19 protein-coding genes and 1 pseudogene are annotated in these 19,696 nt (G+C 65.1%); 13 read left to right on the forward strand and 7 right to left on the reverse strand.

What is annotated here, in order from left to right; all coding sequences use genetic code 11:
* The first annotated feature begins 18 nt into the window (after nucleotides 1–18).
* The 9 genes from AC3ANW_RS12780 to AC3ANW_RS12820 all read left to right on the forward strand — a co-directional run bounded on the left by AC3ANW_RS12780 (nucleotide 19) and on the right by AC3ANW_RS12820 (nucleotide 9,701).
* On the forward strand, nucleotides 19–1,545 hold the full coding sequence (locus AC3ANW_RS12780; protein ID WP_488341226.1) for an amidohydrolase family protein: 1,527 nt from the start codon (nucleotides 19–21) through the stop codon (nucleotides 1,543–1,545).
* Between the two features lie 83 nt (nucleotides 1,546–1,628).
* Nucleotides 1,629–2,738, forward strand: coding sequence for an ABC transporter substrate-binding protein (locus AC3ANW_RS12785; protein ID WP_488341227.1), 1,110 nt, complete (start codon nucleotides 1,629–1,631; stop codon nucleotides 2,736–2,738).
* A 21-nt stretch (nucleotides 2,739–2,759) separates the two neighbouring features.
* On the forward strand, nucleotides 2,760–3,578 hold the full coding sequence (locus tag AC3ANW_RS12790; RefSeq protein WP_488341228.1) for an ABC transporter permease: 819 nt from the start codon (nucleotides 2,760–2,762) through the stop codon (nucleotides 3,576–3,578).
* Entirely contained in the window at nucleotides 3,575–4,420 is an 846-nt protein-coding gene (locus AC3ANW_RS12795) for an ABC transporter permease (protein ID WP_488341229.1), read from the forward strand. The genes AC3ANW_RS12790 and AC3ANW_RS12795 overlap by 4 nt, the downstream gene beginning before the upstream one ends.
* Before the next feature lie 28 nt (nucleotides 4,421–4,448).
* Entirely contained in the window at nucleotides 4,449–5,330 is an 882-nt protein-coding gene (locus AC3ANW_RS12800) for an ABC transporter ATP-binding protein (protein ID WP_488341230.1), read from the forward strand.
* Nucleotides 5,331–5,358: 28 nt separating this feature from the next.
* Complete coding sequence (locus tag AC3ANW_RS12805; RefSeq protein WP_488341231.1) at nucleotides 5,359–6,732, forward strand: LLM class flavin-dependent oxidoreductase; 1,374 nt, start codon at nucleotides 5,359–5,361, stop codon at nucleotides 6,730–6,732.
* 54 nt (nucleotides 6,733–6,786) lie between these two features.
* Nucleotides 6,787–7,002 carry a TOBE domain-containing protein gene (locus tag AC3ANW_RS12810; protein ID WP_488341232.1) on the forward strand — a complete coding sequence of 72 codons (216 nt, stop codon included), beginning with the start codon at nucleotides 6,787–6,789 and terminating at the stop codon, nucleotides 7,000–7,002.
* 518 nt (nucleotides 7,003–7,520) lie between these two features.
* Nucleotides 7,521–8,879, forward strand: a complete 1,359-nt coding sequence (locus AC3ANW_RS12815; protein WP_488341233.1) for a hypothetical protein — start codon at nucleotides 7,521–7,523, stop codon at nucleotides 8,877–8,879.
* A 438-nt stretch (nucleotides 8,880–9,317) separates the two neighbouring features.
* A complete protein-coding gene (locus AC3ANW_RS12820) occupies nucleotides 9,318–9,701 on the forward strand; it encodes a hypothetical protein (protein WP_488341234.1) in 384 nt (127 codons plus the stop codon).
* Between the two features lie 37 nt (nucleotides 9,702–9,738).
* Here the strand turns inward: AC3ANW_RS12820 and AC3ANW_RS12825 are convergent, their stop codons facing one another.
* Together AC3ANW_RS12825 and AC3ANW_RS12830 are read right to left on the reverse strand one after the other, a co-directional pair.
* A complete protein-coding gene (locus AC3ANW_RS12825) occupies nucleotides 9,739–10,050 on the reverse strand; it encodes an addiction module antidote protein (RefSeq protein ID WP_488341235.1) in 312 nt (103 codons plus the stop codon).
* A gap of 2 nt (nucleotides 10,051–10,052) precedes the next feature.
* Nucleotides 10,053–10,352, reverse strand: a complete 300-nt coding sequence (locus tag AC3ANW_RS12830; protein WP_488341236.1) for a type II toxin-antitoxin system RelE/ParE family toxin — start codon at nucleotides 10,350–10,352, stop codon at nucleotides 10,053–10,055.
* A gap of 42 nt (nucleotides 10,353–10,394) precedes the next feature.
* On the opposite strand from AC3ANW_RS12830, the pseudogene AC3ANW_RS12835 reads away from it, so the two are divergent.
* Nucleotides 10,395–11,345: pseudogene (locus AC3ANW_RS12835) on the forward strand (methyl-accepting chemotaxis protein); the annotation flags it as partial.
* Nucleotides 11,346–11,366: 21 nt separating this feature from the next.
* On the opposite strand, the gene AC3ANW_RS12840 reads toward AC3ANW_RS12835, so the two are convergent.
* Nucleotides 11,367–12,635, reverse strand: a complete 1,269-nt coding sequence (locus tag AC3ANW_RS12840) for a D-alanyl-D-alanine carboxypeptidase family protein (protein ID WP_488341237.1) — start codon at nucleotides 12,633–12,635, stop codon at nucleotides 11,367–11,369.
* Nucleotides 12,636–12,888: 253 nt separating this feature from the next.
* Nucleotides 12,889–13,839, reverse strand: a complete 951-nt coding sequence (locus AC3ANW_RS12845) for a LysR family transcriptional regulator (RefSeq protein WP_488341238.1) — start codon at nucleotides 13,837–13,839, stop codon at nucleotides 12,889–12,891.
* 111 nt (nucleotides 13,840–13,950) lie between these two features.
* On the opposite strand from AC3ANW_RS12845, the gene AC3ANW_RS12850 reads away from it, so the two are divergent.
* Nucleotides 13,951–14,724 (forward strand): SDR family NAD(P)-dependent oxidoreductase, encoded by a 774-nt coding sequence (locus AC3ANW_RS12850; RefSeq protein WP_488341239.1) that lies wholly within the window; start codon nucleotides 13,951–13,953, stop codon nucleotides 14,722–14,724.
* A 2-nt stretch (nucleotides 14,725–14,726) separates the two neighbouring features.
* Nucleotides 14,727–15,098 (forward strand): nuclear transport factor 2 family protein, encoded by a 372-nt coding sequence (locus AC3ANW_RS12855; RefSeq protein ID WP_488341240.1) that lies wholly within the window; start codon nucleotides 14,727–14,729, stop codon nucleotides 15,096–15,098.
* Between the two features lie 15 nt (nucleotides 15,099–15,113).
* On the opposite strand, the gene AC3ANW_RS12860 is transcribed toward AC3ANW_RS12855, so the two are convergent.
* The 3 genes from AC3ANW_RS12860 to AC3ANW_RS12870 are packed head-to-tail and all read right to left on the reverse strand — an operon-like array spanning nucleotide 15,114 to nucleotide 17,855.
* Nucleotides 15,114–16,343, reverse strand: coding sequence for an acyl-CoA dehydrogenase family protein (locus tag AC3ANW_RS12860; protein ID WP_488341241.1), 1,230 nt, complete (start codon nucleotides 16,341–16,343; stop codon nucleotides 15,114–15,116).
* Between the two features lie 57 nt (nucleotides 16,344–16,400).
* Nucleotides 16,401–17,252 (reverse strand): VOC family protein, encoded by an 852-nt coding sequence (locus AC3ANW_RS12865; RefSeq protein WP_488341242.1) that lies wholly within the window; start codon nucleotides 17,250–17,252, stop codon nucleotides 16,401–16,403.
* A gap of 27 nt (nucleotides 17,253–17,279) precedes the next feature.
* Nucleotides 17,280–17,855: an OsmC family protein gene (locus AC3ANW_RS12870; RefSeq protein ID WP_488341243.1), complete on the reverse strand. Its 576-nt coding sequence runs from the start codon at nucleotides 17,853–17,855 to the stop codon at nucleotides 17,280–17,282.
* A 183-nt stretch (nucleotides 17,856–18,038) separates the two neighbouring features.
* Between AC3ANW_RS12870 and AC3ANW_RS12875 the strand changes: the two genes are divergently transcribed.
* A complete protein-coding gene (locus tag AC3ANW_RS12875; protein WP_488341244.1) occupies nucleotides 18,039–19,691 on the forward strand; it encodes a TIGR04028 family ABC transporter substrate-binding protein in 1,653 nt (550 codons plus the stop codon).
* Nucleotides 19,692–19,696: the final 5 nt, after the last annotated feature.

Below are 19,696 nucleotides of genomic sequence, written 5' to 3' on the forward strand. Positions count from 1 at the left end.
CAAGCGAAGGAGAGCCCCATGACCACGCGACTTCCCAGCCTCAGCACCTCCCGATCCGCCGCCGTCAAGGCGCAGCTGGACCATCCGGTGATCGACACCGATGTCCATGTCAACGACTACGCCCCCGCGCTCGAAGACTATGTGCAGCACTACGGCGGCAGCGCCCTGGTGGATGCGCTCCGCAAGTCCCTGGGCGGCCGGTTCGCCACCAGGTCGGCCGCCGGCAAGGACTGGTACCAGCAGACCCCCGTAGAACGCCAGTACCACCGCACCCTGCGCGCACCGTGGTGGGCCCGCGTCACCCGCAACACGCTGGACCTGGCCACCTACACCCTGCCCGAACTGCTGGCCGAACGGCTGTCCGAACAGGGCGCCGACTACTCGGTGCTGTTCCCCAACGACGTGCTGTCGCCGGCCGCCGCCAGCGATGAATTCCGCCAGCCGCTGCACCGCGCGATCAACCATTTCCATGCCGACCTGTACCGGCCCCACGCCCACCGGCTGACCCCCGTCGCCGGCATCCCGCTCAACACGCCGCAAGAAGGCATCGAGGAGCTGGAGTTCGCGGTCAAGACCCTCGGCCTGAAGGTCATCAACATCGCCGGCGGCGTGCGCCGGCCCATCCCGTCGATCGCCGCCCGGTACCCGAAGTCCGAACATCCGGACGTGGCCCGCCACGCCAGCTACACCGACTTCTACGGCATCGACAGCCCGCACGACTACGACCCCTTCTGGGCCAAGGTGGTGGAACTGGGCGTGCCCGTCACCACCCACTACGGCAGCCAGGGCTGGACCGGCCGGCAATCGATCAGCAACTACATGTTCAACCACATCGGCCACTTCGCCGACGGCTCGCAGGCGTTTGCGAAGGCGCTGTTCTTCGGCGGTGTCACCCGGCGGTTTCCAGGCCTGCGGGTGGCCCTGCTCGAGGGCGGGGCCGACTGGGGCTCGCATGTCTTCACCCACCTGGTCGACCGCTTCGAGAAACGCAACCGCCATGCGGTGCAGAACTACAACCCCGCGCATGCCGACATCGACCTGCTGGCCGCGCTGTTCGAGCAATACGGCAGCAGCCTGACCAAAGGCAGGCCGGTCGACAAGCAGACTCTGCTGCGCGACAGCCTGGGTATTTCCGCCCTGCCCCACAGCCGCGAACCGGTGGGCGACGAGCTGGACGACTTTTTGGCCGCCGGCATCACCAGCGCGGAAGACATCCGCGACCGCTGGGTCAAGCCCTTCTATTTCGGCTCGGAAGCCGACGACCGCACCGTCGCCGCCGCCTTCAACACGCGGGTCAATCCGCTGGGCGCCCAGATCAACGCCATCTGGTCGTCCGACATCGGCCACTGGGACGTGCCCGACCTGACCGAACCCCTGGCCGAAAGCTGGGACCTGGTGCAGCAGGGCGTGATCACCGCCGCCAACTTCCGCGACCTGGTGTTCGCCAATCCCTACCGCTTCTACACCGAGGCCAACCCGGACTTCTTCGACGGCACCGACGTGGCCGCGAAGCTGGCCGCGCACACCCAGGTGCAGACCGGCTAGCCCGCTTTTTTCACCCTTGTTCTCAACCACGCTGCGCAGAAAAAGCAGCGTGCTAGCCACCGCTTTGCCCAAAGGATTTCGCCATGACACGCACCTTCCGCTTTCCGACCCTGCGCCGCACCACCCTGGCGTCCATCGCCCTGCTGGCCGCCGGTGCGGCCCAGGTTTCCCAGGCCGCCACCGATGTGGTCCGCATCGGCGTGGCCAGTGCCGGCGGCGGTGAACCCGTCACCTGGGGCGGTTCGCCCGGTGGTGTGGTGCGGGTCAACGGCTGGCTCGAAGAAGCCTTCAAGGCCCAGGGCGTCAAGGTCGAATGGCTGTTCTTCAAGGGCGCGGGCCCGGCGGTGAACGAAGCCCTGTCCAACCAGCAGATCGACTTCGCCTACCAGGGCGACCTGCCCGCCGTGGTGGGCCGCGCCAACGGCCTGAAGACCAAGCTGCTGGTGGTCAGCGGTGCCCGCAACAACCTCTATGTAGTCACCCCGCCGCAGTCCGACATCAAGGGCATCGCCGACCTGAAGGGAAAGAAGGTGTCCATCTTCCGCGGCACCAACGGCCATCTGGTCGCCATCAACGTGCTGGCCGGCGCGGGCCTGACCGAACGTGACCTGAAGACCGTCAACCTGGACGCCGGCAGCGCGCAGGCGGCCCTGGTGTCGAACGGCGTGGACGCGGCTTTCGGCGGCTACGAATGGTTCAAGGTGCGTGACCAGGGCCTCGCCAAGGTGGTCTACACCACCCAGGGCAAGGACCCGGCGCTGACCCGCCAGGCCGCCCTGCTGGTGCGGGAGGATTTCGAGCAGAAGAACCCCGCCGAAGTGCAGAAGGTGGTCGACGTCTTCGTGCGCGCCGCCGACTGGGCATCGGACGACAGGAACCGCGCCGAGCTGTTCCGCATCTGGGCCCGCAGCGGCACCCCGGTGCCGTCGTGGGAAGCCGAGTTCGACAAGCAGTCGCTGGCCGACCGCAACTCGCCGCTGATCGACGACTTCATCGTCGGCCGTTACCAGGCGGTGTCGGACGACGCGGCCAAGCTCAAGCTGATCCGCAAACCGGTGTCCCTGCAAGGCTGGTTCGAACCCAGGTACCTCAATGCCGCCCTCAAGCAGCAGGGCCTGGAAAAGCGCTGGACCGCCTTCGACGCCAAGGGCAAACCCAAGGCCGGAAGCGCCACGCCGGTCGCTTCGCGCTGAAGCCGGACGGAGCCAAGCGACATGTCCGCCGCCACCTCCCGCGCCGTGCCCCACCCCTTCGTCCGCCGGATCGAACCCTTTTTGCTGCCCGTCGCGCTGCTGGCCCTGTGGGCCGTCGGAGCGGCCCGGGGCTGGATCTCCGAGCAGGTGCTGCCGCCGCCCCAGTACGTCTGGGAAACCCTGCGCGACCTGGCCACCAGCGGCGACCTGTGGATGCATGCCCAGGCCAGCCTGCAACGGGTAGTCGTCGGTTTCATCGCCGGCAGCGCGCTCGGCCTGGCGCTGGGCACCGCCATGGGACTTTCGAAAAAGGCCGAGGCCTACCTGCTGCCCACCTTCAACGCGCTGGTGCAGATACCGGTGCTCGGCTGGATGCCCTTCGTGCTGCTGCTGGTCGGCATCGGCGAGCCGCTGAAATACATCCTCATTGCCAAGGCCGCCCTGGTGCCGGTGGCGCTCAACACGCTGCAGGGTTTCCGGCAGGCTCCCGCTTCGCTGCGGGAGGTGGGCGAGGTCTACGGCTACAGCCGCCGCCAGCAGGTGCTGGAGATCGTGCTGCCCACCGCCCTGCCCACCCTTTTCACCGGCCTGCGCCTGGGCTTCACCAAGGCCTGGCTGTCGCTGGTGGTCGTCGAGCTGGTCGCATCGAGCGAAGGCCTGGGTTACCTCATCGTCTACGGCCGGCAGCTGTTTCAGCTTGACCTGGTGATGGCGGCGGTGATCGTGGTCGGCGCGGTGGGTTACGCCATCGACCGGCTGCTGGACTTCGCCGAACGCAAGGTAGCCGCGCGCAACGGCGCCCGGCCTGCCGCCAACCCACAGATCGGAGCCCTCGCATGAGCGCCACCCTTCCCGCATTTGCCGGCGTGGCCGACCACACCCCGCTCGCCGCCGAGCTGCCGCCCGAAGCCGGGCAGCCCGTCCGCAAGACCGGCACCGGCCGCTGGCGCGGCCTGGTCGTGCCCGCCGTCGCCATCGCCCTGTGGGCCCTGGCCGCACGCCTGGACCTGGTCAATTCCGCCCTGCTGGTGTCCCCCGCCAAGGTGGCCGCCACCGGCTGGGAGTTGATCGTCAGCGGCCGCCTATGGTTGGCGCTGCAAGCCAGCCTGGCGCGTGAACTGACGGGCCTGGCCATCGGCAGCGCGGGCGGCCTGGTGCTGGGCGGGCTGCTGGGTCTGTGGCCGCGCTTCAACCGCATCGTCGGCCCCAGCTTCAACACCTTCAAGCAGATATCGCTGTTCGCCTGGATCCCGCTGATTTCGGTGTGGTTCGGCCTGGGCGACGTGGCCAAGGTCGTCTTCCTGTCTCTGGCCGCGCTGGTGCCGGTGGTGGTCAACACGGCAGACGGCATCCGCAACACGCCGGCCAGCCTGCTGGAAGTGGCGCGGGTCTATGGCTACAGCCGCACGCAGACGGTGCTGCGGGTGGTGCTGCCGTCCGCTGCGCCATCGATCTTCACCGGCATCTACCTGGCGCTGGTCTATTCGTGGCTGGCCACCATCGGCGCGGAATACCTGCTGGTGGCAGGCCGTGGCGTGGGCAACCTGCTGATCGAGGGCAGCGAGCATTTTCAGATGGACATGGTCATTTTCGGCATGGTCACCATCGGTTTCGTGGGCTGGGCGATGAACGCCGGGGCACGTGCCGTCGAGCGCTCGCTGGCCCGCCGGCTGGGCCGCTGAACCGCCTTTTCTCATACGAAAGAACGCCATGAGCAGCATCACCACAGACCACACCGTCACCCACGACCTGGATATCCGGGTCGCATCCAAGAACTTCGACAGCACCCAGGCCGCCGACGGCAACCTGAAGGTGCTGGAAGACATCGCCCTGCAACTGCCGGCCGGTGAATTCGTCAGCATCGTCGGCGCCAGCGGCTGCGGCAAGTCGACCCTGCTGCGCCTGGTGCTCGGCCTGGACACCGACTACGAAGGCAGCATCACGCTCGACGGCGAGACCATCCGCGGCCCCGGACTGGACCGCGGCATCGTCTTCCAGGACCACCGCCTGTTCCCCTGGCTGACGGTCGAGCAGAACATCGGCGTCGGCCTGCGCAACGCCGACTTTTCGGCCGGCCACAAACGTGAACTGATCGCCGAACACGTCGCCCTGGTCGGCCTGCAGGGTTTCGAAAAGTCTTTCCCGCACCAGATCTCCGGCGGCATGGCGCAGCGGGTGGCCATCGCCCGCGGCCTCGTCAACCGGCCGCGGGTGCTGCTGCTGGACGAACCCTTCGGCGCGCTGGACGCCCTCACCCGTGCCCGGCTGCAGGTCGAGCTGCAGCGCATCTGGCAGAAGGAACGCATCACCATGCTGCTGGTCACCCACGACGTGGAAGAAGCCGTCTTCCTGGGTGACCGGGTGGTGGTGATGCAGCCGCACCCGGGGCGCATCCGCCGCATCGTGCCGGTGAACCTGCCGCACCCGCGCAACCGCAGCGACCCGGCCTTCATCCGCATCCGCGACGACGTGCTGGCCGACTTTCTGGACCCCACCGAACGCGGCCCCACCGATGTGCGCCCTGCCCCGCCCGCGCCGCCCGCCGCAGCCGTGTTTCCGTTCAGCGGCGAACGCCTGCGATTCGCCTGGTAAGCCTTTCCAAACCTCACTGGAGACCTTCATGTCAAAGCCCCAAAAGCAGTTCAAGCTCGGCGCGTTCCTGATGCAGACCGGCCACCACATCGCCGGCTGGCGGCACCCGCAAGCGCAGGCGGATGCGGGCGTCAATTTCCGCCACTACGCCCAGGTGGCGCAGCGGGCCGAGGCCGCCAAGTTCGACGCCGTGTTCCTGGCCGACGGCGTGGCGGTGCGCAACGGCAACCTCGAAGCACTGGCCCGCACCGCCCGCAGCGACCAGTTCGAGCCGCTGACATTGCTGTCGGCGCTGGCCGCCGTCACCGAGCGCATCGGCCTCATCGCCACCGTGTCGACCAGTTACCACGAGCCCTTCAACGTGGCCCGCAAGTTCGCATCGCTCGACCAGATCTCCGGCGGCCGCGCCGGTTGGAACCTGGTCACATCCGCCACCACCGCCGAAGCCCAGAATTTCAACCGCGACACCCAGTTCGCCCATGCCGACCGTTACCGCCGCGCGGCGGAATTCCACGATGTCGTCACCGGCCTGTGGGACAGCTGGGAAGACGACGCCTTCATCCGCAACAAGGAAACCGGCGTCTACCTGGACACCGACAAACTGCACCCGCTGAACCACAAGGGCGCGCACTTCCAGGTGCGCGGCCCATTGAACGTGGCGCGGTCGCCGCAGGGCCGGCCGGTCGTCGTGCAGGCCGGTGCGTCGGAAGACGGCCGCGACCTGGCTGCGCGCACCGCCGAAGTCATCTTCGTGGCGCACCAGACATTCGAAGAGGCGCAGGAGTTCTACGGCGACATCAAGGGCCGGGTGCAGCAATACGGCCGGCATCCGGACGATGTGAAAGTCATGCCCGGCATCTTCCCGGTGGTCGGGCGCACGCAGGCCGAGGCGGAAGAGAAGTTCGAGCAACTGCAGTCGCTGATCGACCCGGTTGTCGGAGTTTCTTTGCTGTCGGGCATTACCGGCGGATTCGACCTGTCGGGTTATCCGGTGGACGGGCCGCTGCCCGAACTGCCGCCGACCGAGGGCCCGCAAAGCCGCCAGCGATTACTGCTGGACCTGGCGCGGCGGGACGGACTGACGATTCGCCAGCTTTATCTGCGGATTGCCGGTGCGCGCGGGCATCAGCAGGTCGTCGGTACACCCAAAACCATCGCGGACCAGTTGCAGCACTGGTTCGAGGAAGGCGGCGCGGATGGTTTCAACATCATGAGCCCGTGGTTTCCCGGTGGGCTGGACGATTTCATCGAAGGCGTGCTGCCGGAGTTGCGGCGGCGCGGTTTGTTCCGCACCGAATATGAGGGACGCACCCTGCGGGAACACCTGGGGCTGGCCCGGCCGCAACACCCGGCGGCAGTGGCGCGGGCCCGGGCAACGTCGCCGCAGAAGCTGGCGGCCTGATTTCTTTCTTATTTTCGGTTTCCAGTTTTTTCAACCGCTTTTCAGGAGCAACACATGACCATTCAAGCCATCAACGTACGTAATCAGTTCAAGGGAAAGATCAAGGAAATCATCAAGGGCGATGTCGTGTCCGAAGTCGATGTGGAGACGCCCTGGGGGATCGTGACTTCGGTCATCACCACGCGATCGGTGAATGACCTGCAGCTGGTGGTGGGGTCGGAGGTGGTGGCTTTGGTGAAGTCGACTGAGGTTTCTATTGCGAAGTTGTGAGGTGAATGAAGGCCCGCGATAGCCGGGACGGCGGATGCTGCTGGGGAGGGCAGCATTCGCCAGCGAACGATTTTTACAGTACCTCCCCGCCCGCACAGGCAATTAGTGTCATCTCAGACCGTATTCCAGCTTCAAGGCCGCAGCTGAGCATTGATTCCTCCGTCCCACCGTTTGGCGAGAAAGCGAATGACTCGGACGATTGGATCCAGGCAGTTCCTATCAGGCAGAATCAATGGAGTTCAGAGACACCATTCCGATAAGGCTCCCATGGCGCTCGATGCAGTGGCGGAATTCATCTTGCGGCCTCTTGTCGAAGTGGCCATTCACATATCGGGCTATGTGACGGCTTATGTGATGATCCCCATCCTTACGCTCGGCCAATGTAGTAGTCGAACCTAATCGTAAACACCGGGCCTTATTTAGATCCGGCAAACGTATTTCGCGTAGCCCCAGCGGTAAACTGGTCCTGGAGGTCGAGATCGCTAGTTACTGCGGATTTGTGATCTGGGCGTTGATCGGTGTGGGCATTTATCTTTTCAGGTCTGCATGACACATGCCAGATCAATCAGGCCCGCTTTCGGCCAGAAGTGGAAATTTATATTCCGTCACCTCCGCGTGGAATTGATCGTGCGCTACGCTATATCGCCATCATGAGTTGTGCGCCAGCCCGGTATCGCAACGCCCCAAGCCTCAATCGTAGATTATCAAATAACAACATGTTATTAAAGCAAAAAGATCAGAAGTCAACCTTTATCTGGATGGGAATATCGGCAGTGATAGCCCTCCCGCTTCTGCTTCAGTTTCCCTATATAAGCCTGGCAACGCTGGTAGGCAGCGTGCTTTTGGCGTGCCCATTCATCATCCTGGGCTGCGGTGGCATGCTTGTTCAGCGACCATCGGCGGTCAGAGCCATGGTCGCAGTATCGTTCTTCATGGTATTTCCCTGGAGCCTTTGCCTTTTTCTGATGGCGTGGTTTAAACCCGGCTTATTCGGTGCTGCAATTCTCGGGACACTCATGGGTGCATTTGCCTTGCTAGCCGTACTTTTTTTTGGATGGATTAGCGCGCTGAGATATAACGGGAATGGTCGGCGGCTTTCCACGGTCCTTTTCTCCTTGTTAGTTGCTACCCTCGCCGGCACGATTTTGACCGCATGGTTCCTTCGCGGAAATATCGAAGATCACGAGGCGTGCTTACGTCGCATAGACCAACGGTCGGTCGATGCGTATAGTCGACCGCTGACGCATTCAAGCTTAATGAGAAACCAGGGCTTTATTCCAGTCTGCGAAGGTGACCTAGAGCCCTACGAGATCTCTGGGCACTTAATAAGCCGGTGGCTATCGCCGCCACCTATTTTCACTCCTGCATCCATCCAGAATACCCCGTTCTCAAAATATACCGCGACCGGATCCAGAACTGAAAGCATCAACAGCATTCCCTCGCGTATTTACCGCGGATTTCGCACGCCTGATGGCCTTGAGGTCGTGCTTATGGAGCACGACATGTCGGCTGATGGCTCCAGTGTCACCTCCCTAGGGAAGGGAGACGATGAGCGGGTTAATAGTGCCGTCGCAAGGTTGACAGTAATGCAAACCGAATCAGGGAAGGCCATTTCATTGCTGTCGTGGCAGGAAGCCCGGCGCTTCTACAACCTATCGGCTAACACAAATATCACCCAATCAGGAAAGAAACAATGGCTTCTAGCTTTGGCTGCATCCCTGCCACCTTCGATTCCAGCATGTCCCAATGAGTTAAGCCCAGATATTGGCCGTCTGCTGCCAAGTGAAACCGCACCCATTGATGCAGAGCCCGAAACCATGACGGATGAGGAAATGCAGGCTCGATTGGCAAGATCCAAAAGACCGCGAGTTTGCTAACGCGCCATCAAAGCCAAGTGCGCGAACGTCCGCTTTGGGCCCGAAGCGGACATATACATCGGAGCATTGAAGCCCGTTGGCGCTTAAATTAGTTGATAAACATTAATCCAGCACTTTGACAGCCCGATTTTGGCAGACAGCAGCCCTCGTTTCGGTTTGCCTCACGCACCCAACCTGCATTACATTACCCCCTCGCGCAGAAATGCGCGAACAGGATTGGCGTCCTGAACTACTCGTACGGCTTAGGCCGTATGCACCGCAATGCGTGCGGCCTTTTCATTCGAATCGCTTCTGGCGGCTCGAGTGGGAGGGTTCACGCCCTGCCGGGTTTTTCGTATGAGTAGCCGGTACGCCAACCTGTTCGAGCCGCCGCCACTTCATCCTCCCGATGACTTGGCGGTGGTTTCCCTTCGCGGAGCCAACGATCAGGAGGCCAGCATGAAGACGAAAACCAGGACGACGCCTCGTCCCCAGCCCATCCCCGCCATACCGGAGACCGCAGCTTCGGCAGCTACGACAGCTTCGGCAACCAACGCCACCACAGAGACAGTCTCGGCACCCGACCCCTCAACCCGCTACGACCCCGACCACGCCTGCGACCTCATGCGGGAGGTCTGCATCCTCGCCAACACCGCCGTCCGCATCTCCCGCCATCGCCCCAACCTGATCCACGACGAGGACGACGACGACCGCGAGGACAGGATCCAGTTGCTGCGCCAGACACTGAACCGCATCGGCTGGGTGGCCGACGTGGCGCAGCGGGCCTTCGGCGGAACCGGCTCTTTCAGCAGCGCCGAAGACTGGATGCTCGCCGGCAGCTAAATCTTTGATGCGCTGGCCATGACGCCGCTGCGTCTTCTCAGGACGCGGAATGCATGGGCTGCGCCACTAGGCGTACGCCTAATGCAGCGCAAACGCGGCTGATCGTCTCGAATCGAGGTTGGCTCCCCGGTCGAAGCGCCTTGTAAAGGGCCTCACGTGCGATGCCGGAATCCTTTGCAACCTGCGCCATGCCCCGTGCACGTGCTATGTCGCCGATGGCTGCCGCCAGTAGCGCCGAGTCGTTTTCTTCAAGTACGGTGGTGAGATAAGCCGCCACCTCTTCTTCGCTCGTCAGGTATTCGGCTGCGTCGAACTCGGGAAGTTCGGAAATCTTGATTTGTTTGGTCATCGTCAATCCTTTAAGCATTTAGCAAGCGCAATGGCGCGCTGAATGTCGGCCTGTTGACCGGACTTTTCCCCACCGCCCAGCATCAGGATCACGACGTCGCCTTGCTGGACGTAATACATGCGCCAGCCAGGCCCGAAGTGCTCGCGCATTTCGAACACTCCCTCGCCTACTGGCTTCACATCACCCAGGTTGCCCAGTTGGACCTTTCTTAGACGCTTGATCAGACGCTGCCGCGTCAAAGCGTCCTTCAGATCTTTAAGCCATTCAGAAAACTCGCCGAGTGGCTTTACCGTGTAGGTCATTGATCGAAATGTAATCGAACGATTACAACGGGTCAACTTGGCACGATTGCCAAACCGCTCGATACGGCGGTGGGCATTGCCGAGGCGGTGGCGTCGGGTGACCTGACCGGCGTGATCGATGGACGCGGCCAGGACGAAACCGCCGCCCTGCTGCGCGCCTTGAAGGCTATGCAGCACAAGCTCTCGCACATCGTGATTGCAGTGCGCTCCAGCGCCGAAGGCGTGGCGTCGGCAAGTTCGCAGATCGCCCAGGGCAACCTCGACCTGAGCAGCCGCACCGAAGAGCAGGCGGCCGCACTGGAAGAAACAGCGGCGTCGATGGACGAGCTGGGCGCCACCACCCGCAACAACGCCGACAACGCGACGCGGGCCGGGGCCCTGGCCCGCAACGCGAGCGAGGTGGCCGAACTGGGCGGCAAGGTGGTGGGCGACGTGGTGGCCACCATGCGCGAGATCAACCGCAATTCGGCCCGGGTCGGCGACATCATCGGTGTCATCGACAGCATCGCCTTCCAGACCAACATCCTGGCGCTGAACGCGGCCGTCGAGGCTGCCCGGGCAGGTGAACAGGGGCGCGGCTTCGCGGTGGTCGCGTCTGAAGTGCGCGCACTGGCGCAGCGCAGCGCGGCAGCCGCCAAGGAGGTCAAGACCCTGGTGGAAGAGAGCGTGAACAGCACCTCGCAAGGGGCGGCGCAGGTCGATACGGCGGGCCAGACCATCGACCGTATCGTCAGCTCCATCGGCCAGTTGTCGACCATCGTGCAGGAGATGGCGACGGCCAACAACGAGCAGATCCTGGGTGTCGGTCAGATCGGTGAAGCCATCGGCCAGATCGACCGGGTGACCCAGCAGAACGCCGCGCTGGTGGAAGAAAGCGCGGCTGCTGCGGCCAGCCTGGAAGGCCAGGCGCAGAAGCTGGTGCGGGAGGTGACGGTGTTCAAGGTCGCCGCGACGCCGGATGCCTTCAACACGCGTTATCTGCTGAAGGCCTGAAGCCTGGCCGGCTGGCCCGGCTTACTTCCCGAACATCCCCACGAACCGCTGCCAGGTCCGCAGCATGAACCCGGCGCGCTCCACCTCGACCTGGGCCACCAGCGGCGATTCACCCACCACCTGGCCGTTCGACTTGGCGACCACCTTGCCGATGACCGCGTCCTTGGCGATGGGTGCTTCCAGGTCCGGCTTGACCTCGACCGAGGTCTCGACCTTCTGGCCGCGCGGCACGGTCAGCGACCAGGGCGCCTGCAGCGCGGCGGTGACGGTCTTTTCCTTGCCGAAAAGCACCGGCACCGTCGACACGACGGTGTTCGGCTGGATCGGGGTCACTTTCTCGAAGTTGTTGAAACCCCAGCCCAGCAGCGTGCGGGTGGCATCGGCGCGGGCCTGCGGGCTGCCGGTGTTCAGCATCACCGTGATCAGGCGGGTGCCGTTGCGTTTGGACGAGGTCACCAGGCAGTAGCCGGCCTCCTGGGTGTGGCCGGTCTTCAGGCCGTCGACGGTGGAGTCGGTGTACAGCAGCGCGTTGCGGTTGCCCTGCTTGATGCCGTTGTACTTGAACTCGCGCTCGGCGTAGATGGGGTAGTAGTCCGAGCTGTCGCGGATGATGGCGCGGGCCAGGATGGCCAGGTCGCGGGCCGACGACTTGTGGTCCGGGTCCGGCAGGCCGGTGGGGTTGACGAAGTGGGTGTGGGTCATGCCCAGGCGCTGCGCCTCGGCGTTCATCAGCTTGGCGAAACCCTCTTCGGAGCCGGCCATGTGTTCGGCGATGGCCTTCGAAGCGTCGTTGCCCGACTGCACGATGATGCCGCGTAGCAGGTCTATCACGGTGGCCTGGCTGTTCAGCGGCAGGTACATGCACGACTCGGTGCCCGAACCCCGGCACCAGGCGTTTTCGCTGACCGACACCAGGTCGGTCTGCTTGAGTTTGCCGGTGCGCAACGCCTGTTCGACCAGGTAGCTGGTCATCATCTTGGTGAGCGATGCGGGCGGCAGGGCTTCGTCGGGGTTGGCCGAGGCCAAAATCTGGCCGGAGTCGAAGTCCATCACCAGCCAGGCCTTGGCAGGCAGCGAAGGCGCGCCGGACGCCAGGATGGTGGTGCCGGCCAGCAGCGGCACGCTGGATGCCGCGGCGGCCTTGGCGGCTTTGGTTGCCTTGGCGGGGGCTGCCTTTTTCTGGGCAGCGGATTTGGCGGCGGGGGCGGCCGCAAGGGCCACGGAGCCACAGGCCAGGGTGCTTGCTGCGATGACGAGGGCGGCGGAAAGTCGGCTTGGATTGAAGGACATGTCTTTTTTGGGGGGTTGTCAGGGACGGCTCTGGAATTATTCACACGGCTTCGCCGCGATCGGTTGATTCTCCCCCCTCCGAGAGGTTCAACGCGGCCGGATGCACCGCCGGTTCAGGGCGGCGTGTCGGCCTCTGCCGGTGCGGGCGCCTGCCCCCAACAAGGTTTACCCAGACCGATTCACCAAAATCCAATATCGGGCGATGCGGAAAATGGCCCCTTCGATACCGCTCATCGCTCCAGCCTGAGCGTGGTCATGCCTTCGACTCGCGGTGAATCGTTGCCCCGCCGGAAAGCGGTGCGAACAACTCTGTCGCCCAGTCCGAGAAAGCCCGGATCCTGGCGCTGAGTTCGCGGCCTCCCGGGTAGACCAGGCTGAAGGTCTGGGCCGGCCTGGACCAGCCGGGCAGCACTTCGCGCAGGGATCCGTCGGCGAGACCCGGCGCCGCGGCGAAACGGAAGGTCTGCCCCACGCCGAGGCCGCACGCCAGCGCGTTGATATGGGCCGTGCTTTCGTTGCACAGCACCCCGTGATCCGGCCTGACCGATATGACGGCGGCGGCCTGGTGGAACTCCAGCGCGAATGCACGTCCGGTCAGCGACGAAAAGTAGCCGACCAGGTCGTGGCGCACCTTGGCAGCCGGATCGGCGGTCAGGTCGTCCGGGTGTTTCGGCTCTCCACGGCGGTCGAGGTAGGCGGCGCTGGCGCAGGTCACCCACGGCAGCGAAGCCAGTCGGCGCGCCACCATGCTGTTGTCCGGCAGGTCGCCGCCGCGAATGGCGCAGTCGACACCGTCGCCGATCAGGTCAATGGGCCGATCGCTGACGCCCAGTTCCAGCCGCAAGCCCGGATAACGCTCACGAAACCCGGGCAGCGCCGGCAGCAGGATGCGATTGGCGACGACCGATCCGACATCCACCCGCAGTCGGCCCCGCAGTTGGGCGCGCGAGCCGCCGGCCAGCAGGTCCATGTCGTCGACGTCGGCGACGATGCGCCGGGCGCGTTCGTAATAGGCCGAGCCTTCGTCCGTCACCTGGACCCGCCGGGTGGTGCGGCGAAGGAGTCTGGTGCCGACATGCGCCTCCAGGTCCTGGATGAGTTTGGTCACCGTGGGACGCGGAATGTTCATCAGGTCGGCCGCCCTTGAAAATCCGCCCGTCTCGGCAATACGGACGAAGACCCGCAGCGCCAGCATCTGATCCATGAAACGCCCTCCATTATTCAGTTTGATGAATTATGTTCTAGCCGTTTTGGACTTTATTCATGTTTTCAACTCAATCAAACTGGGCGCTCCTAAGCACCAACGGAGAAAAACATGGCTCAGAAACTCGCAGGCAAAGTCGCATTGGTCACCGGCGCAACTTCCGGCATCGGCCTGGCGGCCGCCCGGGCGTTCGCTGCCCAGGGCGCATCCGTCTACCTCACCGGCCGCAGGCAGGTCGAGCTGGATGCGGCGGTTGCGTCCGTCATATCGGCCGGCGGCGCGGCGTTCGGTATCCGCGCGGATTCCTCGAGCCTGGCCGACCTGGATGCCGTGTTCGCCGCCATCGCCGACCGGCACGGCCGCCTCGACGTGCTGTATGCCAACGCCGGCGGCGGTTCGATGCTGCCGCTGGGTGCCATCACCGAAGCGCATTTCGACGAGACCTTCGACCGCAACGTCAAGGGCGTGGTGTTCACCGTGCAGAAAGCCTTGCCGCTGCTCGAAAAAGCAGCCACCGGTGCGTCGGTCATCCTGGCCGGCTCCACGACAAGCATCAAGGGCACCGCCAACTTCAGCATCTACAGCGCGACCAAGGCGGCCGTGCGCAACCTGGCGCGCAGCTGGGTGCTCGACCTGAAGGGCAAGGCGATCCGGGTCAACACCCTGTCGCCCGGCCCGATCCAGACGCCCGGCCTCGTAGAGCTTGCCGGGCCGGACGCAGCGCAGCAGCAGGGCCTGCTCGACTACATGGCCGGACAGGTGCCGATGGGCCGCGTCGGCCAGCCGGATGAAATCGCCAGCGTGGCGGTGTTCCTGGCTTCCGACGAGTCCTCTTATGTCAACGGCGTGGAACTGTTTGCCGACGGCGGCCAGGCGCAGGTGTGAATATGCAGACAGCACCCGAACTGTTGCGCAGCTACCTCGCTGCCATCCAGCAACCGGCCGCCGCCGCCGCGCTGTTCGCGCCCGACGGCGTGCTGGAACTGCCCTGGATACACGTCCACGCGCAGGGCCCGGAAGCTATCGGGCGATTGGTCTCCGGCATCCTGGTCAAGGCGCCGGCCTTCGGTTTCCAGAACCTGAGGTTCTGGATCGAGACACCCGAAAGGACCTTCGCCGAATACGAAGTGGAAGCACCTGTCGCCGCCACCGGCGAGGTCTACCGGCAGACCTATGCCGGGCTGCTGATCGCCGAGAACGGAAAGATCAAGTTGCTGCGGGAAGCGCTGGACACCAAGGCTGCAGAGACCTTTCGATAAACCGCACCCGGCGTCTCAGAAAAAACCGCCGGCCGGCAGTGGCGTTCCGTGGATCTCGTATTCACCCAGCACCCTCGCCTTCTGGCTTGCCGGGTTGTGCGATGCGAGGGTGCGGGCGTTGCGCCAGTGGCGGTCGAGGTTGGCAGCCTGGACGGTGGCCGATGCGCCGCCGACGTCGAACAACTGGCTGGCCGCGCGCAGCACCAGCGAATCCACGACGACCTTGGCCTTGGCCGCCGCCACCGAGGCCCCCAGCGCCAGTTCGCGGTCATGGGCGCCGCGCAGGCGGGATGCATGCACCAGGTCTAGCGCGTCGGCGGCCGCGAGCACCGTGGCTTCGGCGGCGAAGGCACTGCTGGCGATGTCGCCGATGTCCTGCTGCAGCACCGCGTCGTCTTCCGGACGCGGCGCATTGCCATGGGCGAAGTTGCGGTTACCGCGGCGTTTGACGAGCAGGACCGCATCGCGCCGGACCGCCTGCAATATGCCGGCGTTGATGGCCGTCAGGTAGAGCTGCGCGATGGTGTTGCTGTAGGGGATGCGGTAGCCGAAACCGTCTCGGTCGATGACCAGTTCCTGCGGCTTCACCAGCACCCGGTCCAGCCGGGTGGTGCCGGTGCCGGTGAGGCGCTGGCCCATGCCGTACCAGTCGTCGTCCAGGCTCAGGCCTTCGCGGTCGGCCGGCAGTACCGCGGTGGCGGCGCGGCCGTCGGGCAGCTGGGCGCGCACAGCCACGTAGTCGGCATACAGGCTTCCGGTGCTGTAGAACTTGGTGCCGCTGAGCCGCCAGCCACCGGCCGGGTCGGGCACCAGCTGGCTGTCGATGGAGCCGTCGCCGACGGCCGCGGTGGTCAGTTCGCCGGCGGCCACGCCGATGACCGCGCCGGCCGCGACGGCATCGAACCAGGGACTGGCCTCCTGGCCGGGCACCGGCACCACATAACGGTCGACGAAAACGAAATGGTTGCGCAGCACGTGGGCGACGCTCGAATCGGCCGCGCCGAGCTGCACCACCGCCGCCAGCGTCTGCCGCAGGCTCGCGCCGCCGCCGCCGTCGGCCACCGGCAGCCTCAAAGCGCCGAAGCGGGATTGCCGCAGCAGTTCGATGGCGGCGTGCGGATGGATCCGTTTCTGGTCGCGCTCGGAAGCGCCTTCGGCGACCGCGTCCACCAGTTGTCGCAGGGCGGCCGAACCGGGCAAGGGGGCGCCGTCGAAGACCGGCGGCAGTGGGGAAAAAGCGTTCATATGAGGGTCGAGGCTAGGCGGCGGGCCCCGACCCTCAAAGAAGATTTTCGAGTTTGTTTATGCCTCGGCGCCGGTTGCCGCCCGCGCAGCGCCCGATGCCGATGCCGATGCCAGTTCGAATTCGATGGCCGCACCGTGGGTGCGGGCCGGGTCCAGCGCCGCACCGCTCTGGCTGGCGTCTCCGGTGCGCAGCACCAGCGCATACGGGCCTTCGCCGCGAGTGGCGAGGTGGCGCGCCAGCGGGCTGGTCGCCTCACCCCTGGCGCCGCGCGGCGACGACAGGATCAGCGAGGTGCCGCCCAGCTGAACGACGGCGATGCGCGCATCGCCACCGGGCAAAGCCACTGCCTGGCCGACCGCCGCATCGCCCAGCAGCGCACGCCAGCGGACCAGGCTCGTATCGAGATCGAACACCGCGACGGCCAGGCTGCTGACGCCGGTCGCGCCGTTGCCGTGCAACCGCGCATCGCCCTCGGGCACCCGCAGGCCGCGCGGGGTGATGTCGCCGCAGAGGAAAGGCAGGTCCTGCGTGGGCGACCGGGCGGTCTGCCATTGCAGGCGTTCACCGTCGGGGCGCAGGCGACCGCCGTCCAGCGGGCCTTGCAGCTGCAGGCCGCGCTCGGCGGTTTCGGCCACCGTGGTGGCGGTGTCGGGCGGCAGCAGGGCGAAGTCGACGATGCCTTCGCCGAACGCATCGAGCTGGCGCCACCAGCGTTCATTGGGCGACGGCTCCTTGAAGGCGATGAGTTCGAAGTAGGAGCCGTCGGCGAACACCACCAGCGCGTTGTGGCTGGTGCGGCCGGGGTGGCTGCCGCCGCGCAGCACGTTGAAACCCAGGGCGGTGTAGTCGGCGATGGTCTTGTCGAGGTCGTGGACCGCGACGACGATGTGGTCGAGTGGCAGGGTCAAATGAATCTCCGGAAAAGAGCTTGGGACTCAGGCAGCGACGGCCTCCCGGCCGGCCTGTGCATTGTCGTTGCCGGCGCGCGAGTCGATGTGCCTGACCTCGGCGCGCACGGTCTGCGGATTGCGCAGCAGGTTGAGGATGGGGCAGGTGCGCTCGACCGCCTCGAACAGCGCCTGGATGTCTTCGGCGCTGGCGGGTGAGTCGATGTGCACCGTGTAGCCGATCTCGTGCGGCCAGATGGGTGTCTGTTCGTGGCCGGGTTTGCCGCCGCGCGGGTCGATGATGCCGGTGACCTCCACTTCGAGGCTTTCCAGCGGCACCTGGCGGTCGGCCGCCTGGATCAGGAAGATGTGGGTGACACAGGTGCCCAGCACGCCCAGTTGCAGCTCGGGCGAGCTGGGGCCCAGGTTGTAGCCGGCGAAGTCGGGCGGGCTGTCGCTGATGACCTGGTGTTCGCGGATGCGCAGCCGGCGCACGCCGCTGCGGCCTTCGGCGCGCACATGCGCCTTCAGTTGTACGGGCTTGGCCGTGCCGGCCGCGATGGCCGCGCTACGCGCCCGTACGGCGGCGCGTTTTTCTTCCAGGTATTCGTCGAGGTGGCTCATGTCCGGGCTCCGTTGTGCAGTTTCTTGCGATGAATGAGGCCAATCATTCTTCGGTCGCGCGGCACCGAAGTGAAGAACGAAAACCTTCCGACCTTGCTACCAAATAGGCAAGCAATCCGCAGCGCCATGGATAGCATTCCTGACCTTCGGCCGCTGGCCTGTTTGGCACTGAAGGTGTTTGGAATGAATCGAAAGAATGCGCTCGCCGTGATCACTCTGGCCGTGGTGGCCCTGGTCGCGGGATGCTCGAAGAACGGTGACAGGTCGGCCGCCGATGCTGCCGACCAGCAACCCGTCGTCGGCGGCACGCTGGTCTACCTGGAGCAGCAGGCCCACACCAACCTGTACCCGCCGGCGGGGGGCTTCTACCCCAACGGCGGCGTGCTGAACCAGATCACCGACAAACTCACCTGGCAGGACCCCAAGACGCTGAAGATCGAGCCGTGGATCGCCGAGTCCTGGACGGTCAACGACAGCGCCACCGAATACATCTTCAAGCTGAAGAAGGGCGTGACCTTCTCCGACGGCACGCCGCTGGATGCGACCGTGGTGGCGAAGAATTTCGACACCTACGGCCTGGGCAACAAGGAACTCAAGCTGCCGGTGTCCGAGGTCATCAACAACTACCAGGGCAGCGAGGTGATCGATCCGCTGACGGTCAGGTTCCGCTTCAGGAAACCGTCGCCCGGTTTCCTGCAGGGCACCTCGGCCATCGGCTCCGGGCTGGTGTCGCTGAGCACCCTGGCCCGGCCCTTCGAGGAATTGGGCGACGCCACCCGCATCATCGGCTCCGGACCGTTCGTCGTGACCAGCGAGACGCTGGGCAAGGAGATCAACTTCAGCGCCCGGAAAGACTATGCGTGGGGCCCCGGCCCGCTGGCGCAGCAGGGCCGCGCGCGGCTCGACGGCATCAAGCTCATCGTCACGCCCGAAGACAGCGTGCGCATCGGCGCGCTGCTGGCCAACCAGGCGGGTTTCATCCGCCAGGTGCAGGCCTATGACGAAAAACGGGTGCTCGACAGCAATTTCGACATCTACGCGCCGCCGACCCGCGGCGTGAACAACAGCATCACCTTCCGGCCTGACAACAAGCTGGTGGCCGACCTGCGGGTGCGGCAGGCGCTACTGCACGCCACCGACACCCGCGAGGTGGTCGACACCCTGTATTCGGCCCACTATCCGCAGGCGACTTCGGTCATCGCCTCGACGGCGGCGGGTTACGTGAACCTGTCCGCCAAACTGGGTTACGACGAGGCCAGGGCAAAACAGTTGCTGGACGACGCCGGCTGGAAGCCCGGCGCCGACGGCATCCGCCAGAAGGACGGCCAGGCCCTGGTGCTGAACGCCTACGAAGCCCTGCCGCAGCCGCAGAACAAGGAAATGCTGCAACTGGTGGCGCAGCAGTGGGCCAAGGTGGGCGTCAGGCTCAACGTGCTGGGCGGCGACGCCGGCACCCGGGTGCTGAACAACCTCGACCCCGAAAAGGCACCGGTCGCGCCGGGCATGGTGGGCCGGGCCGACCCGGACGTCATCAAGAGTTATTTCCATCCGGGCAACCGCAACATGTTGCTGCAGAAAGGCGGCGTGTCGACCAAGGTGCAATCCTTCGTGGACGACAAACTCAACGGCCTCTTCGACGCCATCGCCGCCGAAACCGACCCGGCCAAACGCCTGGCACTGGTGGCCGATGTGCAGAACTACCTGCTCGACCAGGCCTATGTGATCCCGGTGTTCGAGGAGCCGCAGGCCTTCGCCGGCGCGCCCTGGGTGAAGGACGTGGGTTACGAGGCGGTCGGCCGCCCGGCCTTCTACACGGCCTGGCTGGCAAGGCATTGAGGGCC

The organism is Xylophilus sp. PBN-3R, from assembly GCF_057747805.1.